This window comes from Shinella sp. GW821-FHT10F02 (genome assembly GCF_058809275.1).
In genome coordinates this window covers 363,642-381,705 of sequence record NZ_JBXASL010000001.1, presented here as the reverse complement: position 1 = coordinate 381,705, position 18,064 = coordinate 363,642, and the positions used below count along the sequence as shown (strand labels likewise).

At 64.8% G+C, this 18,064-nt stretch carries 11 protein-coding genes; 6 read left to right on the top strand and 5 right to left on the bottom strand.

From position 1 onward, the window contains the following. Positions 1 to 18: 18 nt before the first annotated feature. The 4 genes from AC1RWL_RS01770 to AC1RWL_RS01755 all read left to right on the top strand — a co-directional run bounded on the left by AC1RWL_RS01770 (position 19) and on the right by AC1RWL_RS01755 (position 8,247). Complete coding sequence (locus tag AC1RWL_RS01770; RefSeq protein WP_493093525.1) at positions 19 to 3,969, top strand: WGR and DUF4132 domain-containing protein; 3,951 nt, start codon at positions 19 to 21, stop codon at positions 3,967 to 3,969. After that, complete coding sequence (locus AC1RWL_RS01765) at positions 3,966 to 5,105, top strand: VWA domain-containing protein (protein WP_493093526.1); 1,140 nt, start codon at positions 3,966 to 3,968, stop codon at positions 5,103 to 5,105. The genes AC1RWL_RS01770 and AC1RWL_RS01765 overlap by 4 nt, the downstream gene beginning before the upstream one ends. A 3-nt stretch (positions 5,106 to 5,108) precedes the next feature. Continuing rightward, a complete protein-coding gene (locus AC1RWL_RS01760) occupies positions 5,109 to 7,049 on the top strand; it encodes a YehQ family protein (protein ID WP_493093527.1) in 1,941 nt (646 codons plus the stop codon). A 91-nt stretch (positions 7,050 to 7,140) separates the two neighbouring features. After that, positions 7,141 to 8,247: a hypothetical protein gene (locus tag AC1RWL_RS01755; protein WP_493093528.1), complete on the top strand. Its 1,107-nt coding sequence runs from the start codon at positions 7,141 to 7,143 to the stop codon at positions 8,245 to 8,247. Positions 8,248 to 8,316: 69 nt separating this feature from the next. Here the strand turns inward: AC1RWL_RS01755 and AC1RWL_RS01750 are convergent, their stop codons facing one another. From AC1RWL_RS01750 to AC1RWL_RS01735, 4 genes are all read right to left on the bottom strand, one after another. Continuing rightward, on the bottom strand, positions 8,317 to 10,518 hold the full coding sequence (locus AC1RWL_RS01750) for a methyl-accepting chemotaxis protein (RefSeq protein WP_493158194.1): 2,202 nt from the start codon (positions 10,516 to 10,518) through the stop codon (positions 8,317 to 8,319). Between the two features lie 151 nt (positions 10,519 to 10,669). After that, positions 10,670 to 11,932 (bottom strand): MFS transporter, encoded by a 1,263-nt coding sequence (locus tag AC1RWL_RS01745; RefSeq protein ID WP_493093530.1) that lies wholly within the window; start codon positions 11,930 to 11,932, stop codon positions 10,670 to 10,672. 102 nt (positions 11,933 to 12,034) lie between these two features. Beyond that, on the bottom strand, positions 12,035 to 12,535 hold the full coding sequence (locus AC1RWL_RS01740; RefSeq protein WP_256115421.1) for an NUDIX hydrolase: 501 nt from the start codon (positions 12,533 to 12,535) through the stop codon (positions 12,035 to 12,037). Positions 12,536 to 12,692: 157 nt separating this feature from the next. Further along, a complete protein-coding gene (locus AC1RWL_RS01735) occupies positions 12,693 to 13,499 on the bottom strand; it encodes a BtpA/SgcQ family protein (RefSeq protein WP_493093853.1) in 807 nt (268 codons plus the stop codon). A gap of 309 nt (positions 13,500 to 13,808) precedes the next feature. On the opposite strand from AC1RWL_RS01735, the gene AC1RWL_RS01730 reads away from it, so the two are divergent. Both AC1RWL_RS01730 and AC1RWL_RS01725 read left to right on the top strand, forming a co-directional pair. Then, positions 13,809 to 14,684 (top strand): DeoR/GlpR family DNA-binding transcription regulator, encoded by an 876-nt coding sequence (locus AC1RWL_RS01730; RefSeq protein ID WP_493093531.1) that lies wholly within the window; start codon positions 13,809 to 13,811, stop codon positions 14,682 to 14,684. Further along, entirely contained in the window at positions 14,681 to 16,165 is a 1,485-nt protein-coding gene (locus AC1RWL_RS01725; protein ID WP_493093532.1) for an FGGY-family carbohydrate kinase, read from the top strand. Before AC1RWL_RS01730 ends, AC1RWL_RS01725 begins: the two co-directional genes overlap by 4 nt. Before the next feature lie 90 nt (positions 16,166 to 16,255). Here AC1RWL_RS01725 and atzF read toward each other — a convergent pair whose 3' ends face one another. After that, complete coding sequence (gene atzF / locus AC1RWL_RS01720) at positions 16,256 to 18,061, bottom strand: allophanate hydrolase (protein WP_493093533.1); 1,806 nt, start codon at positions 18,059 to 18,061, stop codon at positions 16,256 to 16,258. Positions 18,062 to 18,064 lie beyond the last annotated feature (3 nt).

Sequence of the window (18,064 nt, the reverse complement as noted above, 5' to 3'; positions counted from 1 at the left end):
GAGATGAGGAAAGACAGCATGGAACGCTACGAACTCGTCGAGGGAACCTCCTCCAAATTCTGGGAAGCCACCGTCGCAGGAACCCGGCTTACGGTGCGTTTCGGGCGGATCGGGACGCAGGGCCAGACGAAGGACAAGGACTTCGACCGCGCCGAGGATGCCGAGAAGGAAAAGAAGAAGCTCGTCAAGGAGAAGACCGGCAAGGGCTATGTGCTGGCGACAAATGGTGCGGCGGCCCCCGCCGCCCCTCAACCGAAACCCCAACCCGCCGAAGCGAAGACGGAAAAGCCCGCGCCGGCGGCGGCAGCCGAGATCGAGGAAAAGCCTGTCCCCGATACACCTCAGGAGCGCGCTCCGGAACCGGCTCCGCCGGAGATTCATCTGGACGAGGCCCAGCTCGACACGTTGCTGGGGGAGCCGCTCGCCACCCGCTCACGCCCGCATCCACATCTCGACGCGGCCGGCGCCTGGGCGCAGCTCGTCACCGACCTGCACAGCATCAAGCCGCTCGTTCGCAAGGAAGGTGTCGAGGCCCTAGCCTGGCTGTCGGAGAGGATGGGCGAAACCGGCCCGAAGGACCCTGCCTCCGGCGGCGCCGTCGGCTGGCTGAAATCGAAGTTTGCCGGAAAGGCGGCGGCGAGCCTCGATCCCGCGGAAGCGCAGAAATGGATCTCACAGATCATTCTTGCGAGCGACGGCCTGGTCATGGGGCAGAAGGGCCGCGAGGACAAACGGGCGGCAGGTCTCTTCACCCTGCGTGCCTTCTTCTTCTGGCTCGTCGGCACGGGGGGCGTCGAGGTCCTGATCGAAGCCGTGCTACCCTCCATCGGCAATGTCCGCAAGGGCCGCCACGGCTACGACACGTCCTCCTGGAGCGCGCCGTTCGACCTTGCCCTGCGCGATGTGCTGACGTCGCTGCCGCAGCAGGACTACGAACAGGCGATCGGCCTGTTGACGCCGGCCTACCACGCCGAGCAGGACTGGATGAAGAAAACCATCTACGCCTTCGTCCTGGGCGATGACCGCCCGATCACGCACGACCTCACGCCGCTCTCCGTCCTCAACCAGGCCGCCGCCAGCGGCGAGGATATCGGTGCGTGGCTTTGCATGGTGCCGCTGATCGTCGACGCGCCGCCGTCCGCGACGGGCAAATGGCGGGCAAAGCGCTCCTATTTCATGTATTTCACCTATCTCGACGTCCCGCTTTCCGACATCGCGGCCAGCATCATCGCCAATGCGCGGCATTACGGCGAAACGCCGCTGCCCATGCTCGACTGGATGCTCCACTATGGCTACGAAGCACAGCGTACGACGCTGGCCCGCATCATACTCGCCACCGGCGACGACACGGCGCTGACCGTGCTCCTGCCCTATCTGCACGAAAAGTGGATCCGCGCCGCACTCGACGAGGCGATGGCCGCCAATCCGGCGCTCGGCCTGCACCAGCATCTCGTGACGCTCGCCGCGGGACGAAACGAACCGGTTGTCCGCGCCCGGGTGATGGATCTCATCAAGCAATATCCTGCACAAACCCTAAAGGGCTGGGCCGCCAGCGGCCGGCCGCTTGCCCAGTTGGAGCGGCTGCTCGAAACCAACAATGTGCCGCTTGCCGCGGCCGAAAGCCTGCCAGCGGTCCTGAAGGACCCGCCGTGGCGCAAGAAGGCCGTCAGGAACGAAGACACGGTGCTTGATCTCAAGCCGGTCGCAACACCTTTCCGCTATCACCGCGAGGAGCCCCTCCCGGAAGAAAACCGCTGGCGCCACTCGCGCGCCCGCGTCGTCAAGACCACGGAAGAGCTGATCAAGGCGATCCGCGAGTTCGAGGCGAAGGAACTCTCCGACTGGTACAAGGTGCCGCGGTCGCTGTCGGTGCCGCAGCCCGGCGACGACGAGGAGCAGGTGCTCGCCTTCGTCGCGCAGCGCGTGAGCGAAATCCACAACGCCCGTTCCTATGCGCTGACCGTGAGCGGATGGAATACGCTGATCGATGCCGTCGAGCAGCAGCCCGACGGGCTGGCGATGACGCTCTGGGGATGCCCGGGCGTGCTGGCAAGCTACTTCATGGGCGATGTCTATCCGCGCATGATGGCGCGCTTCGGCGAAAGGGCGCTTCCCGGCCTGCTGCGCCAGGTCGAAAGCGACCCGATCGGCATGCTCGACAAGGTGAAGGATGTCGATGCGGCGGAGCTCGCCCCGCTCGCCGCCCGCGCACTGCTCAAGCTCAAGAAGGCACGGCTGCCGGCCATGCACTGGTTGCGAAGCCATCGCCGGACGGCGATCACCCGGCTCATCCCCGACGCTGTCGGCAGGAAGGGCGCGGCCCGCGATGCCGCGGAGCATACGTTGCGCTGGCTGATTGCCGACCGGGCGGAGACGCGGCAAGAAATCGAAACGATCGCCCGCACCTACGAGGCGCAGTCCGCCGACGTGCACAAGGCGCTCGCCGAGGTTCTGGACCGCGACCCGCTCGGCCGTTATCCGGCGCGCATTGCCAAGCTGCCCGCCTGGTTCAAGCCCGCTGCTCTTGCCCGCCCGGCTCTGAAGGAAGGCGGCGCGTTTCCGGACGAGGCGGTCACGGCCCTTGCGGAGATGGTGTCGTTTTCCACGCCGGAAGCGATCTATGCCGGCATCGACGTCGTCAAGGACGCCGCGACCGCCGACAGCCTTGCCCGCTTCTCCTGGGACCTGTTTTCCGCCTGGCTGGCGGAGGGCGCGCCGGGCAAGGACGGCTGGGCGCTGCGGGCGATCGGCTGGCTGGGCGACGATGAATGCGCCCGCCAGCTGACCCGGCTGATCCGCAAGTGGCCGGGCGAATCCGCCCACCAGCGCGCGGTGACCGGTCTCGACGTTTTGGCCGATATCGGCACCGACGTCGCCCTGATGAACCTCAACGGCATCGCCGAGAAGCTGAAGTTCAAGGGCCTCCAGGAGCGGGCGCGCGAAAAGATCGCCGTTCTCGCCGAGGCACGCGACCTGACGCCGGAGGAACTGGCCGACCGGCTGGCGCCGGACCTCGACCTCGACGAACGCGGCGGCATGGACCTCGACTTCGGCCCGCGCCGCTTCCGCGTCGGTTTCGACGAGTTCTTGAAGCCCTGGGTGAAGGACGAAACCGGAAAGCGGCTGAAGGACCTGCCGAAGCCGGCCAAATCGGACGATGCGGAACTTTCCGCAACCGCCGTCAAGACATGGGCGGCTCTGAAGAAGGATGCGCGCGCGGTTGCAAGCCTCCAGATCACCCGGCTGGAAAACATGCTGTCGACCTCGCGGCGCGTGGCCCCGGATGTCTTCTGGACCTTCTTCGCCAGCCATCCGCTGATCCGCCACCTCACCCAGCGCCTGGTCTGGGGCATCTATGGCGACCGCGATCCGCGCACGGCGCCCACGACGGTCTTCCGGGTCTCGGACGATCTTTCCGTCACCGATGCCGCCGACGACACGCTCGATCTCGACTTTTCGGCGAGCGCGGCGGGCTTCATCGGGCTCGTGCATCCGTTGCATTTGCCGGCGGGCGGGCTCGATGCCTGGGGTGCGCTGTTCGGCGACTACGAGATATCGCAGCCCTTCGCGCAGCTCGGCCGCGAGATCCACACGCTGAGCGAAACGGAAAAGACGACGCGCGAAATCGACCGCTTCGAGAACCTCAAGGTGGAATCGGCCCGCATTCGCGGCATGGCGTCCCGCGGCTGGCAGCTTGGTTCGCCGCAGGATTCAGGCTGCATCTGGTGGCTGGAACGGCCGGTCCGGTTCGCGGACGGCACGACGAAGGACGCGATGTTCTACTTCAGCGACGGCCTCTTTGCCGGCGCGGCGGACTTCGAGGACAAGCTCCAGACCCTCGGCAAACTCTCGCTGGAACAGCCCTATGGCAACAAGGGCGGAACCAGGACCTTCGGCGAGCTGGACCCGGTGACGGCGAGCGAAATGCTGCGCGGACTGGCACTGCTTGCGGAAACGGCGGTGAAATGACGGTGCCGGCGCTCGATGCCCTGACACGGTGGCGCCTCGTCCTCGGCGAGGCGGCGGATGGAGCCTGCCGCTCTGCCGGCGGCGCACTTGCCGGCGAGACGCTCGCCATGGACGCGGCACTCGACTGGCTCTATGGGCGCGAGGAAGAGGACGGCACGCGCAACATCGCGCGCCAGGGCGGACGCGGCGGCTCCGCGCTGACGACGCCGCAATGGATCAACGACATCCACCGGCTCTTCCCCAAGGAAACCATCGAGCGGCTGGAGCGCGACGCTATCGAACGCTATGCGATCGACGACGTGGTGACGAACCCGGACGTGCTGGGGCGCGCCGAGCCGAACGAGACGCTGCTGAAAGCGGTGCTGCGCACCAAGCACCTGATGTCGCCCGACATCCTCGTCTTGGCGCGCAAGCTGGTGCAGGAGGTCGTGCGCCAGTTGATGGAAAAGCTCAGCCGCGAACTGACGCTCGCCTTTTCCGGCGTGGTGGACCGGCGGCGGCACAGCCGGTTCCGCATCGCCAGCGACCTCGATTTCCGCCGGGTGGTGAAGGACAATCTCAAGCATTACGATCCCGAAACACGCAAACTGACCGTCGAAAGGCTGCATTTCTTCGCCCGCAACCAGCGGCACATGAAGACCTGGCAGATCATCCTGCTCGTCGACCAAAGCGGCTCCATGTTGGATTCGGTGATCCATTCGGCGGTGACCGCCGCCTGCCTCTGGGGGCTGCCGGGCGTTCGCACCCACCTCGTCGCCTTCGACACCAATGTCGTCGACCTGACGAAGGATGTGGACGATCCATGCGAGCTGCTGATGAAGGTGCAGCTCGGCGGCGGCACGGACATACAGGGCGCCGTCGCCTATGCGGCAGGCCTCATCGAACAGCCCGAACGGGCGATCGTCGTTCTCATCTCGGACTTCTACGAAGGCGCAAGCCCTGCCATGCTCGAACAGCGTGTCGCCTCGCTCACCGCCCAGCGCACCCTGGTGCTCGGCCTTGCCGCGCTCGATTCGGAGGCGGCCCCCGCTTACGATCGCGAGATGGCGCGCCGGCTGGTTGCCGCCGGGGCGGAAGTGGGCGCGATGACACCCGGCGAGTTGGCCGGCTGGCTCGCCGAAAAGATCGGACGCTAGCGCATGGCCCGTTCCGACCTGATCGCGCTGACCGACGAAGGGCTCGTGCAGCTTTCCAATGCGGGCCTCGTCAAACGGGCCGTTCGCGAGCTTGCCGCCGGAAGCGGACCCGCCATGGCGGAAGCGTCCGACGGCATGATCGAGGCCCGCTTTTCCGACGGCACGCTGACCCGCCTGGCCCCCGGCCAGGGCCTCGCCGATGCGAGCTGCACCTGCCCGTCCTCGGGTGTGTGCCGCCACCGCATCATGCTCGCCGTCGCCTATCGGGCGGAAAGGGCGGAGGCAACCGGCTCGGATACGGCGGCAATATCAAACTGGAACCCTGCCTCGCTGGACCCGGACATCTTCGAGGCAACGCTGGCACCATCGACAAAAGCGGAACTCTCCCGCCTCATGGCCTCCCGCCATACGGTCCGGCTCGAATACGGACAGACGCCCACGGCGCATCTGCCGATGGCGAGCGTGCGCTTCCTGGTGCCGGACGACCTGTCCTATGCCCGTTGCGACTGCGTGGAGGGCCAGCGCTGCGCGCATATTGCGCTGGCGATCCGCGCCTTCCAGGCCGCCGACGGCGGCAGGGAAACGACGATCGGCGGCGGCCACGCCGCAGACAGCGGTGGCTCCCGGGAAATGCTCCGCGAAGCGTGCGACGCGGTCGTTTCCCGCCTCATCGAGGCCGGTATCACGGCCGGACCGGCTGCCTATGAGCAATCGCTCGCGGCCGCGCACCGCCATGCCGAAGCGCTCGGCGCGGCCCAGATGCTTCTCGTTCTCGGCGCGCTGCGCGAACAGATAGAAGCCTATGAGAGCAGGAGCGCCCGTTACGACGAGCGGGCCGTGCTCCGGCTGGCCGCCGAGCTGTTCGCCCGCACGCGGGCCGGCGACGCCGCCAGCGCGCTTGGCCTCGGCGAACCTTTCGAAACCGCCATGGGCAAATCGCGCCTCGTCTCGCTCGGCGCCCGGCTCCGGCAGGAGGGTACGGATATCCGCGCCTCCATCCTGCTCGCCGACAGCGACATGGGCGCCACCATGCTGATCGAGAAACTCTTCTCACCGCTCCCTGCGGACCGCGGCACCTTCCAGGCCTCGGTGGTGCGCCGGCAGATGGCGCCGGGCCTGCCGGTTGCCGGCATTGGCCGCGGGCAGATCCTCACCAGTGTCGCGCGCCGCCGTGCCGATGGCCTTCTCGGCCTCGGCAGCGGCAGCGGCGGGCGCACGCAGGTGATGCCGCGCGACGCGGTTTTCGCCTTCCCCCGACCGCTCGCCACGACAAGGCTTGTCGACGTGGTCGACGCGCTTTCCGCCCGCCCTATCGCGCTGCTGCGACCACGCAGGCTCTGCGATGCGGTGCATGTCTTCGAGGTCGAGGCGGTCCTCGGCCAATCCTGGGCGCCCGGACGCCAGATATGGGAGGCTGCGGTGCGCCTCAAGGGCGATGGCGGCATCCTCTATCTGGAGCGCGAATTCGATGCCGGCGCTCCCGGTGCGACCGGCGTGCTGGCTGCCGCGCTTGACGGCGCGTGGGGCGCGCTCCGCCAGGTGGCCGGACCGGTGAGAATGGAAAGCGGCGCGCTCGTCTGCACGCCGTGGTCGCTTTCGGCCGACCGCTTCATCGTTCCCGATCTCGATGTCGCCGAAGAGCAGGCCAGCGTGATCCCCGCGGCGATGGATGCGCGGTCCGACCTTTTGGACGAGACGGAGCGGCTCCTCAGCGGTGTGCTGCACGGCGGAAGCCGCGCGCGAAATGCCGTCGATGCTCTCGCCGCCTCGCTCCACGCCCGGCTTGACGGCGCCGGCTACCGTGCCATGGCCGAGCGGCTTTCCCTTTGGAAGAAAGCGCCGGCAACGGATCTCATCGAGTTTTGCCGCGCCGCGATCTGGCTTTTGACGTTGCAGGAAAGCCGCGCATGGAACCAGCCGACCTCCAGCGACCGTATCGAGTGACTAGAGAGATGTCTTTACTCGCGAATTTATCGGTTTGTCCCACCGTCTCCACCTTGCCGACACCATAAGCGAAACAATTTCCAGGCAGATCATGACATTTCCAACCATCACGCTTCCAGCCCGCGCTCTCACCATCAAGCGCGGGGTCATTTCCACGCCGCTCGCCTATTATTTCTCCACGCCGATCCTGCTCGTGATTGCCGTGTTCATGGTTATGACGGAAGGCCCGGGCATCCTTCGCGACTACAAGATCAGCCAGAACCCGCTCTTCCTCCAGAATGCCGATATCAACGGCAAGTGCACGACGCGCAAGGCCGTCTTCACCACCTGCGAGGTCGATCTCACCTATGACTACGACGGTCAGCGGTACGAAAAGGACGTCGAGGTGATGTTCGTCGACTTCCACACCGGCGACTACGAGACCGGCGCCGTGATTTCGGCCGACCAGCCGGATCTTGCCACGATCAGCCTCGGCCTCGACATGCTGTGGAACCGGATCATCACGCTTTCCGCCTTCGCCATCCTGCTGGGCGGCGGGTCGCTGGCGATGATCTTCCTCGCCCTGCGCATCCTGTGGGTGCGCGCACAATTGCGGCACCCCGCACTTCTGACGCCCATCCCTGTCGAGATCACCGCAATCGACAACAAGCGCAAGCGCCTGGCGGTCACCTATGCGGACAGGCTGAGCGAGCGGAAAACGAAACGCGTGGCCTATACCCGTTTCGAGGCCGGGCAGGAACCGATCATCGTCGGCGATGCCGGCAACAACGCGGTGGCACTGGCCGTCTGGCACGGCAACACCGCCCTGCCCGTTCTTCTCGACGACCGGTTGGAGAGGATCGACATGTCCGACCAGGAGCGCGCCGATGCGCTCGCACCGCTTTTGGCAGCAGCCGCGTCGGGCGCTGGCCAGCCGACGGTCGCACGACCTGTCGCATCGCCGCCCAAGGGAATGTCCCTGGCACGGCGCGCCGGCCTGTTTCTCATCGTGCTGGTTCTGCTCGTCGCCGGCATCTTCGGCTACTGGCTCTGGTACGTCACGAGCGCACCGTCACAGTACAATTCGCCCGGCATGGACATCAACAACATGATGCCCGAGGCGCTCAACCGATGGGGTTGCAGCCAGCTGCAAAAACGCTTCGGCGATGGACCGGCGCCATTCGGATGCACGGCCGCTGATTATCAGAGCTGGAAATAACGAAAGCGCTCCGTGCGTCGAAGCCCACGACGTTGTCATGGGCTTCGACGCACGCACAGCTCATCCTGCTCAGAATTCTTCCCAGGAGTCGTTCTGGACTGCGACGGCGGCCGAACCCTTTGTCCCGAAGGCGGTGGCGATGCGGTTGACCATGTTGCGGGCGGGTGAGTGCGATGGAGCCGCCTTGGCGACGGGTGCCGCCCGCCGCGCGGAGTGACCCGCGGACGCACCGCTTCCCAACTGGAACTGTCCGACCAGTTCCCGTAGCCGGGTCGCTTCATTGGCCAGCGTCGCGCCGGCGGCATTGGCTTCTTCCACCATGGCCGCATTTTGCTGGGTCACCTGGTCCATCTGGTTGACGGCCGTATTGACCTCCGTCAGCCCGATCGACTGCTCGCGCGACGAGGTCGCAATCGCGTCCATGTGCTGGTTGATCGAGACGATATAACCTTCGATCGTTCGCAGCGCCTCGCCCGTCTGGCTCACCAGATGAACACCGTTTCCAACCTCGGCCGACGAATTGCGGATCAGGTCCTTGATTTCCTTGGCGGCCGTCGCCGAGCGTTGCGCGAGTTCGCGAACCTCCTGTGCGACCACCGCGAAGCCCTTGCCGGCATCGCCGGCACGCGCGGCTTCGACGCCGGCGTTCAGCGCCAGCAGATTGGTCTGGAAAGCGATGTCGTCGATGACGCCGATGATGCTGGAAATCTGGTTCGACGACTGCTCGATCTTGCCCATGGCATCGACCGCATTCGCAACGACATCCCCCGACTGCCGGGCGCTCTGGTTCGCCTGAATGGCGACCGTGCGCGCCTCGTCGACGCGCTTGGAGGAATTGCCCACATTGGTCGTGATCTGGTCGAGCGCCGCGGCCGTTTCCTCCAGCGAAGCAGCCTGCTGCTCGGTGCGCTTGGAAAGATCGTCGGCACTTTGGCTGATCTCGCGCGATCCGCTGTCGATGGAGCCGGTCGCATCCGCAACCGCGGCCATCGTATCGCGCAGCTGCGCGACGGCGCGGTTGAAGTCGCTGCGCAGGCTTTCGAATTCCTCGGTGAACGGCTGGTTCAGCTGGACGCCGAGATTGCCGGAGGCGAGCTGTTGCAGCCCGGAGGCAAGACCGTTGGTCGCCTGCGCCATCGCGTCCCCGCGGACACGATCCTGCTCGGCGGCAAGACGCCGATGCTCCTCGGACTCGCTGCGCTGGGCTTCCGCCTGGCGTTCCAGGTCACGCGTCTTCAGGCCGTTGTCCTTGAACACCTTGACGGCACGGGCCATCGCGCCGACTTCGTCGCGACGGGAATCGCCTTCGATGGTCGCCGTCAGATCACCGGCAGCCAGGCTCGTCATCGTCCCCGTGAGGCGGCCGAGCGTGCCGGCCAGCGAGCGAGCGAAGAGAAGGAAGCCGAGAAGCGACAGGAGCGAAACCACAGCCGTGCCGATGACCGTCATCCACAGGGCCGTCTTTCCTTCGTCAACGATCGAGCTGACGTCGGAAGCGATCTCCAGGATGCCGATCTTGGCGCCAGAATAGTTGTTGAACGGCACCGCCTTGACGACAAACGTCGCGTCGTTGGACACAACCTGCTTTTCAAGCGCCTCCCCGTCGAAGGCGGCCTTCAGGTCGTCGTCGGAGAGGAACACGGAATCCGTGGTCGAAGCCTGCTTTTCCAGTTTGCCGTCGACGAGGATATGGACAACGACAGCGCCGCCGATCCGTTTTGCGAGGGGCTCGAAATAAGCGTTCGCCAGACTGGTCCCAACGTCGACAACGCCGACCGTCTGGCCGCCGCTGATGACCGGCGCCGAAGCGAACATGCTGACGGCCGTGCGGCCGGGCTCGATGCCCGCCACGAGCTTGCCGCTGGACAGCGCCTCCACGACGGTCTTGCGGCGTCCCTTGATATCATCGCCGAATTTGTCCGGCGTATGGATGCGGGCGACGGCCTCGCCATTCGCATTGACGAACGTCATCAATTGCAGGCCGCCGTCACGCACGACGGCCGGCAAGGTCGGCGCGTGCCGGGCGACAATCTCGTCGCGGGCGTTCCTGGTGATCAGGTCGGCGACCTCGGGCTCGCCCGCAACCATCAGCGCGAGGGCAGACGCTGCCTTGCGCTGGGCCGCCATGTCCGTTTCGATGAGGGCGAGGTCGCTCGCGATTTCGCGCTGCAAGGCGTCGTTGGTCGCGATCGATTGCCGATACCAGGCCGTGCCTCCGATCGCGACACTGGAAAACAGAACGGCTGCGAAACCGCAGGCCGTGATCGTCATCCACAGAGGACGTCTAATCTCGACTTCAGGCATTGAATCCCCACCTTGGCACAACTTGAGTTGCATTACTGATGGGGAGTAATCCTTCAATTTTGAGTAAATTCCTCCAGGCGAAAAATGCATCGCGATTTCTTGTAGCCGGCAAGCCGTTTCAGCTCGCCACCGCCTCCCGCCTCCACTGGCGCAGCTTCGGCCCGAAGATCAGCCAGCTCACCAGAACGAGGTTCACGATGTTCCAAAGGAAGCCGTGCAGGAAGGCGAGCCGATAGGAGCCGGTGGCATCGAAGATATAGCCGGCGGCGAGCCCTCCGCACGCCATGCCGAGCACGGTTGCCATCAAAACCAGGCTGATGCGAATGCCGGCCTCTCGCGGCGGCAGGAACTGGCGGATGATCACCGCATACATCGGCACGATGCCACCCTGGAACAGCCCGAACAGGCCGGAGATCACGTAGAGCGACGACCGGCTGTCGAAGAACAGATAGAGCAGCAGCGCTGCCGCCTGCATGGACGAGCCGAGGATCAGCATCGGGCCTGCGCCGATCCTGTCGGCAACGACCCCGGAAGCCAGGCGGCTGACGACGCCAAGCCCGAGCATCAGCGCGATGATCTGCGTGCCCACGGCCACGCCATAGCCGAGATCCCCGCAATAGGCGACGATATGGACCTGCGGCATCGACATCGCCATGCAGCAGGCAAAGCCGGCGACGACGAGAATGGCCTGCAACACGTTCGGCTTCAGGCCGAGCTCGTTGCGCGCCGCTTCGGTTGCGGCCTCGGCCTGCGCATAGCTGGCCGTCTGTACGCGCCGCTTCAGCAGCAGACCGATCGGGACCATCACCAGAGGAATGAACAGGCCGATGCCGATATGGGTGGCCCGCCAGCCCTGTGTGGCCTGGAAATGCTCGATGATCAGCGGCCATACCGCGCCGGAAAGATAACTACCCGAGGCAGCAAAAGCGACCGCGAGCGCCCGATGCTTGCGGAACCAGTGAGAGAGGTCGGAGATCAGCGGCGCGAAACCGGCAGCCGAACCAAGACCGATCACCACCGACAGAGCGGCGAATTGCCAGATATTGCTGGTGAAGGCGGCCAGGACATAGCCGATGCAGAGCAGGAATGCCCCCAGCAACACAGGCAGGACAATGCCGACCCGATCGGCCAGGCGTCCCATCGCCACCCCGCCGAAGGCAAAACCCAGCATGGTGCAGGTATAGGGCAGCGAGGCACCACCGCGCACGGTGTCAAACTCGATCTGGAGGGTCGGCAGCAGCACCACGACGGACCAGTTGCCGACGCAGGCCACAGTGCCAAGAACGAGCGTGAGCACCAGCCGCAGCCAAGCATAAGCGGAATCGACCTCGCCGGAGCCAAGGTCCCCTGGCGCCCCAATTTGCTTTCCCGATAATGCCATGCTTGGTCTCTCCTCGACTCAGTCTGCACACTGAACATTCTTGGATTGCCGTCAAGGATCATCCGCTTTGGAGCGGCGCGGCGTGAACAGCAGATCAAGACCTCAACGCGGCTTGAACTCGATAAGCAGCGATTTGAGTTCGATTTCGCGCACGCGGCGCGCGGCCTCGTCCGGGCTGACCCAGGCGATCGTGCGCTCGCCCTTTTCCTTGAACTTCTCGGCGAAGGTCGTCGCTTCGATCTGGAAGACATCGACGATACAAGGGGCGACGTCGCCGTCGTCCAGCAGTTTCAGATAGGTGTAGCAACCCACGGGTTTCTTGCGGATCTTTCCGCTGATGCCGGCTTCCTGCAAGGCTTCGATCGCCGCCGCCTCGAACGGTTTCTTGCCTTTCATGGGCCAACCTTTGGGAATGATCCACCGGCCACTGTCGCGGGAGGTGACGACCAAGAGCTCGAAACCCGATCCGTCCGGCACGTAGCGAAAACACAGGGCACCATATTGCTGGCGAAAAGCCCCCGAAAACAGCTTCTCGGGGGTTTCGGCAAGCTTCTGCAAAAGCGTTTTTGATTTGGCGGCCTTCGGCGCCTTCGCCTTCTTGATCGCTTTCGGCTCCTCATCCGCGGGGCAATTCGGCCACTTTACCGCACCTGCAGGGGCAAGGCGACGAGAGCGGGGTTGTCCATTCCATACGCGAACGATGCGGTCGAGGACAAGTTGCAGCGGCGTGAAGTCAGGAGAATTGCCCGCGGCTGTTATGTCAGCCACGCTCCTTGCGCACGATGTCCATGAACGCCTTCGCCCGCTGCGGATCGACAGCATTCCAGGTATGGCCATCGACTTTGAGCGAGGAGCCCACGACGCAACCATCGGCGACGTTCAGCACATCGATCACCGTGGCATGTTTCACGCCCGTATTGGCAAGGACCGGGGTCTCCGGCAGCACGTTCTTCACCGATTGCAGGTCGACCATTTTCGCCGATTCCCCGGTAATTGCACCCGAGACCAGAACGGCATCCGGGATCGACGAGAAAACGGCCGAACGCGCCCGGTCCGCCAGGGGACGGTTGTCGATCGAAGCCGCAAATTCCGCCGAGACATTGTTGAGAATGACCAAATCCCTGCGGTCGAGTTGCCGCGCGCGCCGCATAGCGCGGCCGGCATTCGGGGTCCACGGCCCCATGTCCGAGGCGTAGGTGCCGGTAAAAATCTCGCGCACGAATGAAGCGCCAGTCGCCGCCGCCAAGGTGACGGTGCTGTCCGGGTCCCATAGCACATTCACGCCGAAGGGTTTTTCGATCTTTTCGACAAGACGCCCGATCACGAAGGCCATGGCCGAGGTGGTGGCGATATCGACCTTCAGTTCATAGGGACGATCGTTTTCATTCCCGAACATCACGGCATCGACGCCGGCTGCCTGCAAGGCCTCAAGGTCCTTCAAGGCGCCCTGGTAGATGCCTTCGATCCCGGCATCGGCATCGTAAAGCGGCGTTCCGGGCATCGGGTTCAAATGAACCATTGCGATGACCGGTTTAATGCCGGGAAAAAGCTGGGCGAATTTCGTCATGGTGTACTCCGTTGTCCGCCAGCCGAAGGCACGGGCGGCTATGATTGCAGGGGAAAGGGATCCGTTTTCCGGCATTCGGTCAGTCCGGCCTGCCTGTCGATATCCATTTGAACATAACCAAACAAAAATCTTTTCAGTTCGCAACAAAAATGTTTTATTATGTTCGAAACGGCCAGAAAATGTGTTTTATTATGTTCGATACGCGCCGACTTCCCACACTGAACGCCGGAAATTCTGGGAGGACGCCTGCCAGATGTGCTACCCGCTGGGAAACAAAACGCCCCGCCAGACCTTGAGACAGGCACACAGATGACGCAGCCCGAACAAAAGATCGCCACCTCCCCTTCGTCCGCGCGAGACCGCACACGAGCGCCGGCACGCGTGCGCCTGGCCCGTATTCTGGAAAGGCTGAACGAAGGTGGATCGATCTCGGTCACGGATATCGCGCAGGAGTTTGGGATTTCGGACATGACCGTGCGCCGCGACCTGGCGGAGCTGGAGCGCGACGGATTGCTCGAACGTGTTCACGGCGGGGCGGTGGGGCTGAAACGCGGGCCGCTTGAGGTGATCGACGATGCCGAGCCGGCTTTCGAGGCCCGCACGCGCCAGAACGCCGAGCGCAAGGCCCGCATCGCGCAGGCGGCTGCCCGTCATGTCGCCGGGCGCAAAGCGATCGCCTTCGACCTCGGAACGACGGTTCTGGCTGCCGCAAATGCCATCGTAAAGGCCGGCCCCGACCCGCAACTGCGCGCCTTCTCCAACAGCCTGCATGTCGGCATGACCATGGCGCGGGCAGGCATCGCCACCTACATGAGCGGCGGCCTGATCCGCGCCGAGGAGATGTCGCTGACCGGCAAGGAGGCAGTGGACGGGTTCTCCCGCTATTATTTCGACGTCGTGCTGCTCGGCGCCTCGGGCATGACGGCCGAAGGCGTTTTCGATTATTCACCTGAGGAGGCAGCAGTAAAGTCCGTCTTCCTTCAGCGCTCGGCCGAGCGCGTCCTGCTGATGGACAGCAGCAAGTTCCGCCGGATCTCGACAGTTCTCATCGCCACGCTTTCTGAAATCTCGACGCTGATCACCGATGCGCCGCCGCCGCCGGAGCTGGCCACCGTGCTGGCTTCGGCAGGCGTACGTTTGCTCGTCGCCGATCCCTCGCACCTGCCGGAACGAACCCTGGAATGACCGTCTTTCTCGGCCTCGACATCGGCACCACCTCGACCATCGGCATCCTTGTCGATACCGCAGGCCATATCCTGTCGCTCGCGTCGCGGCCGGTGACACTCTATTCCGAGAAACCCGGATGGGCCGAAGAGGAACCGGAGCAGTGGTGGCAAAACTGCTGCGCGATCATCCCGGATCTGCTGGCCCAATCGGGCATCGAGGCCACGCGCATAGCAGGAATCGGCGTGGCGGGAATGCTCCCCGCAACAGTGCTGCTGGACGATGCAGGGCATCCGCTGCGCCGGTCCATTCAGCAAAGCGATGCCCGTGCCGGAGCCGAGGTCGAGGATATCCGACGCGAAATCGACGAGACAACCTTTCTCGCGGCGGCCGGCTGCGGGGTGAACCAACAGCTTGTCGGCGCCAAGATCCGCTGGCTCGCACGGCATGAGCCGGAGGTGCTGGCGCGGGCAAAGACGTTGCTCGGCTCCTACGACTACATCAATTTCCGGCTGACCGGCAAAGCGGCGGTGGAACAGAACTGGGCGCTTGAGGCGGGGATCATCAATCTTGCAAATGGTGCGATCGACCTCGCCCAGGCAGAAAGAACCGGAATCCCCAAGCACCTGCTCCCGCCGCTGATCAAGTCCTCGGCAATTCTCGGCCGGGTCACCGTAGCATGTGCGCGCGAGACGGGGCTTGCAGAAGGCACGCCGGTGGTTGGCGGCGCGGCCGACATGATTGCGTCCTGCCTCGGGGCGGGCGTCGTGAGCAATGGCGACGTGCTTCTCAAATTCGGTGGCGCCGTGGACATCCTGACTGCGACCGACGTGCTCCGTCCCGATCCACGCCTCTTTCTCGATTACCATCTGGTCCCCGGTCTCTGGATGCCGAACGGCTGCATGTCGACCGGCGGGTCCGTGCTGAACTGGTTTGTCGACACGTTTGCGGGCGCAATCGAACCCCTGAACGGCTCGCGCCATGCCGCGCTGGATGCGATGGCCGCCGACCGCCCAGCAGGGGCTTTGGGCCTGACCTTCCTGCCCTATCTGCTGGGAGAAAAGACCCCGCTGCACGATCCCTGGGCACGGGGTTCGCTGAACGGGCTGACACTGTCGCACGACCTCGGCCACATCTGGCGCGCGGTGCTGGAATCCTATGCCTATGCAATCCGCCACCATATCGAAACCTTCAACGAGGTCGGGCATCGGACCAGTCGTTTTCTTGTCTCGGATGGCGGAGCGAAATCCTCCGTCTGGATGGGCATCGTCTCCGACGTTCTCGGCCAGCCGCTGCAACGCCTTACCGGACATCCCGGCTCCTGCCTCGGAGCAGCATGGGTCGCCGCCGTCGGCCTTCGCGCCGCAGAATGGAGTGGCATCGCCGCCTTCACCACCAGGGACACCGTGTTCAACCCAACCCCGAGCAACCGCGAAACCTATGACCGAGGCTATGCCGCCTTCCGGGATCTCTACCGCCGCCTGCAAGGTGTCCAGTCATGAGGACCTGCCGTTGACGCCGGCTTGAAGCGGAATTGCGTCGCTAGCTCAACCATCTTACGCCGCCACGCGCGCTGCGGCGTTTGGAGATTCTCAGGTAGTTGCGCCTTGCAAGTAGCTGCGCCAGCCGCGGTGGGCCGTGATGTCGAGGGCATCGGTGACGGCGGAAGCTTCGACGACGAAGCCTTTTGCCGAGCTGCCGTCCTCCAAGGCCAGCGTGCCGATTCCGAGCGGGGCGGGAATTGCGGCGACGAAGCGGCCGAAGGCGTCGGGTGACAGGCTCCAGACCTCCACCTCGATGGAGCCGCCGGGCGCGTCCGAGACGCGCAGCAATCCTGGCTTCGGGGGTACCGTGCCGGCAAGCGAGAAGAGGCGGTATGCTGCGGTCGTGCGGGTTTCCCGCAGGAAATGGGCTCCGAGTGCCTTGAGCTCTCCGTTGAGCGGCATGCCGGAGAGATGGGCGCCGACCACGACGAGCTCGATCCGGTCCTCCGGAGAGGTGGACAGGGCGAGCTCGGCTTTCGGAAGCGCCCATGCGGTGGCGCCGAGCGCCAGCCCGCTGCGTTCGTGAAGATCACGCGCCAGGGAAGCGACGAGGCCATCCTTGCCGGCCGGCCCGAGCAGCGTGACGCTGGCCGGCAGTCCGTCCGTGCGCTTGCCGGTCGGCACGGCCATGCCGCAGAGGTCGAGCAGGTTGACGAAATTCGTGTAAGTGCCGAGGCGGGAATTTTCGCGGATTGGCTCGGCCGCCAGTTCGGCCAGCGTGAAATGCCGCGGCGCTGTCGGGACGCACAGCAGGTCGACCGAGGCGATCAGTGCCTCCACCTTTTTCTTCAGCGCCTGCAGGGCATAGAAGCCCTTGAAGGCATCGGCGGCGGAAAGCGATTTGGCGCCGCCATAGATCTTGCGTGTCACAGGATGAAGGCTCTCCTCGTGCGCGTCGAAGAAGGGCTGGATCGCCGCATAACGCTCTGCGACCCAGGCGCCTTCATAGAGCAGGTTCGCGGTGGCGTAGAATTCGGCGAAGGGCAGCTCTACGAGCTGGTGGCCCATGGCCGACAGCGCGGACAACGCCTCTGTATAGGCCGCCGCCATCGCGTCGTCGCCGAAGAACTGCCGGTCGGCCAGCGCCGGAACGCCGATCTTCAGCACCGGCGGGGTGGCGCCGTAACCGATTGCCGGGATCGTCCTAGAATAGGAATCGGTCGCGTCCGCCTGCGCCGCCACTGAGAAGACACGCCAAGCATCAGCAACCGTGAGCGCGAAGATCGAGACGCAGTCGAGCGTGCGGCAGGCGGGGATGACCCCGCTGGTGGAAAGCGCGCCGACCGTGGGCTTCAGGCCGACGATATTGTTGAGGCCTGCCGGAATGCGGCCCGAACCGGCGGTATCCGTGCCGAGCGCGAAGGAGACGATGCCGCGTGCCGTGGCGACCGCCGAGCCGGAGCTGGAGCCGCCCGGCACCAACGTCGGATCGATGGCGTTGCGTGGCACCGGAAAGGGCGTACGCACGCCGACGAGGCCGGTTGCGAACTGGTCGAGATTGGTCTTGCCGATAGCGAGCGCGCCGGCCGCTTTCAGCAGGCGCACGATGGTCGCGTCCGTTTCCGGCATATAGGCATAGTCCGGGCAGGCTGCAGTGGTCGGCATGCCGGCCACATCGATATTGTCCTTGACGGCGAAGGGGACGCCCCAGAGCGGTTTTGCAACGGGATCGAACGGGCCAAGTGCGGCGGCTGCGGCTTTCACGGTGTCGATTTCGGCGAGATGCAGGAAAATTCCGGGGTCGTCCGCGGCGGTGATCCGCGCATAGGCCTGGTCGATCACGACATCGACAGCAAGACCGGCCGCATAGGCTTCGTGCAGCGAGGCTATATCGAAGGGTTGGTCCATGCTCATGCT

Bases quoted from the DNA above. Each gene is read 5' to 3' on its own strand.
- AC1RWL_RS01745 (WP_493093530.1), bottom strand. From the start codon at position 11,932: ATGGCATTATCGGGAAAGCAAATTGGGGCGCCAGGGGACCTTGGCTCC.
- AC1RWL_RS01765 (WP_493093526.1), top strand. From the start codon at position 3,966: ATGACGGTGCCGGCGCTCGATGCCCTGACACGGTGGCGCCTCGTCCTC.
- AC1RWL_RS01750 (WP_493158194.1), bottom strand. From the start codon at position 10,518: ATGACGATCACGGCCTGCGGTTTCGCAGCCGTTCTGTTTTCCAGTGTC.
- AC1RWL_RS01735 (WP_493093853.1), bottom strand. From the start codon at position 13,499: ATGACGAAATTCGCCCAGCTTTTTCCCGGCATTAAACCGGTCATCGCA.
- atzF (WP_493093533.1), bottom strand. From the start codon at position 18,061: ATGAGCATGGACCAACCCTTCGATATAGCCTCGCTGCACGAAGCCTAT.
- AC1RWL_RS01755 (WP_493093528.1), top strand. From the start codon at position 7,141: ATGACATTTCCAACCATCACGCTTCCAGCCCGCGCTCTCACCATCAAG.
- AC1RWL_RS01730 (WP_493093531.1), top strand. From the start codon at position 13,809: ATGACGCAGCCCGAACAAAAGATCGCCACCTCCCCTTCGTCCGCGCGA.
- AC1RWL_RS01725 (WP_493093532.1), top strand. From the start codon at position 14,681: ATGACCGTCTTTCTCGGCCTCGACATCGGCACCACCTCGACCATCGGC.
- AC1RWL_RS01770 (WP_493093525.1), top strand. From the start codon at position 19: ATGGAACGCTACGAACTCGTCGAGGGAACCTCCTCCAAATTCTGGGAA.
- AC1RWL_RS01760 (WP_493093527.1), top strand. From the start codon at position 5,109: ATGGCCCGTTCCGACCTGATCGCGCTGACCGACGAAGGGCTCGTGCAG.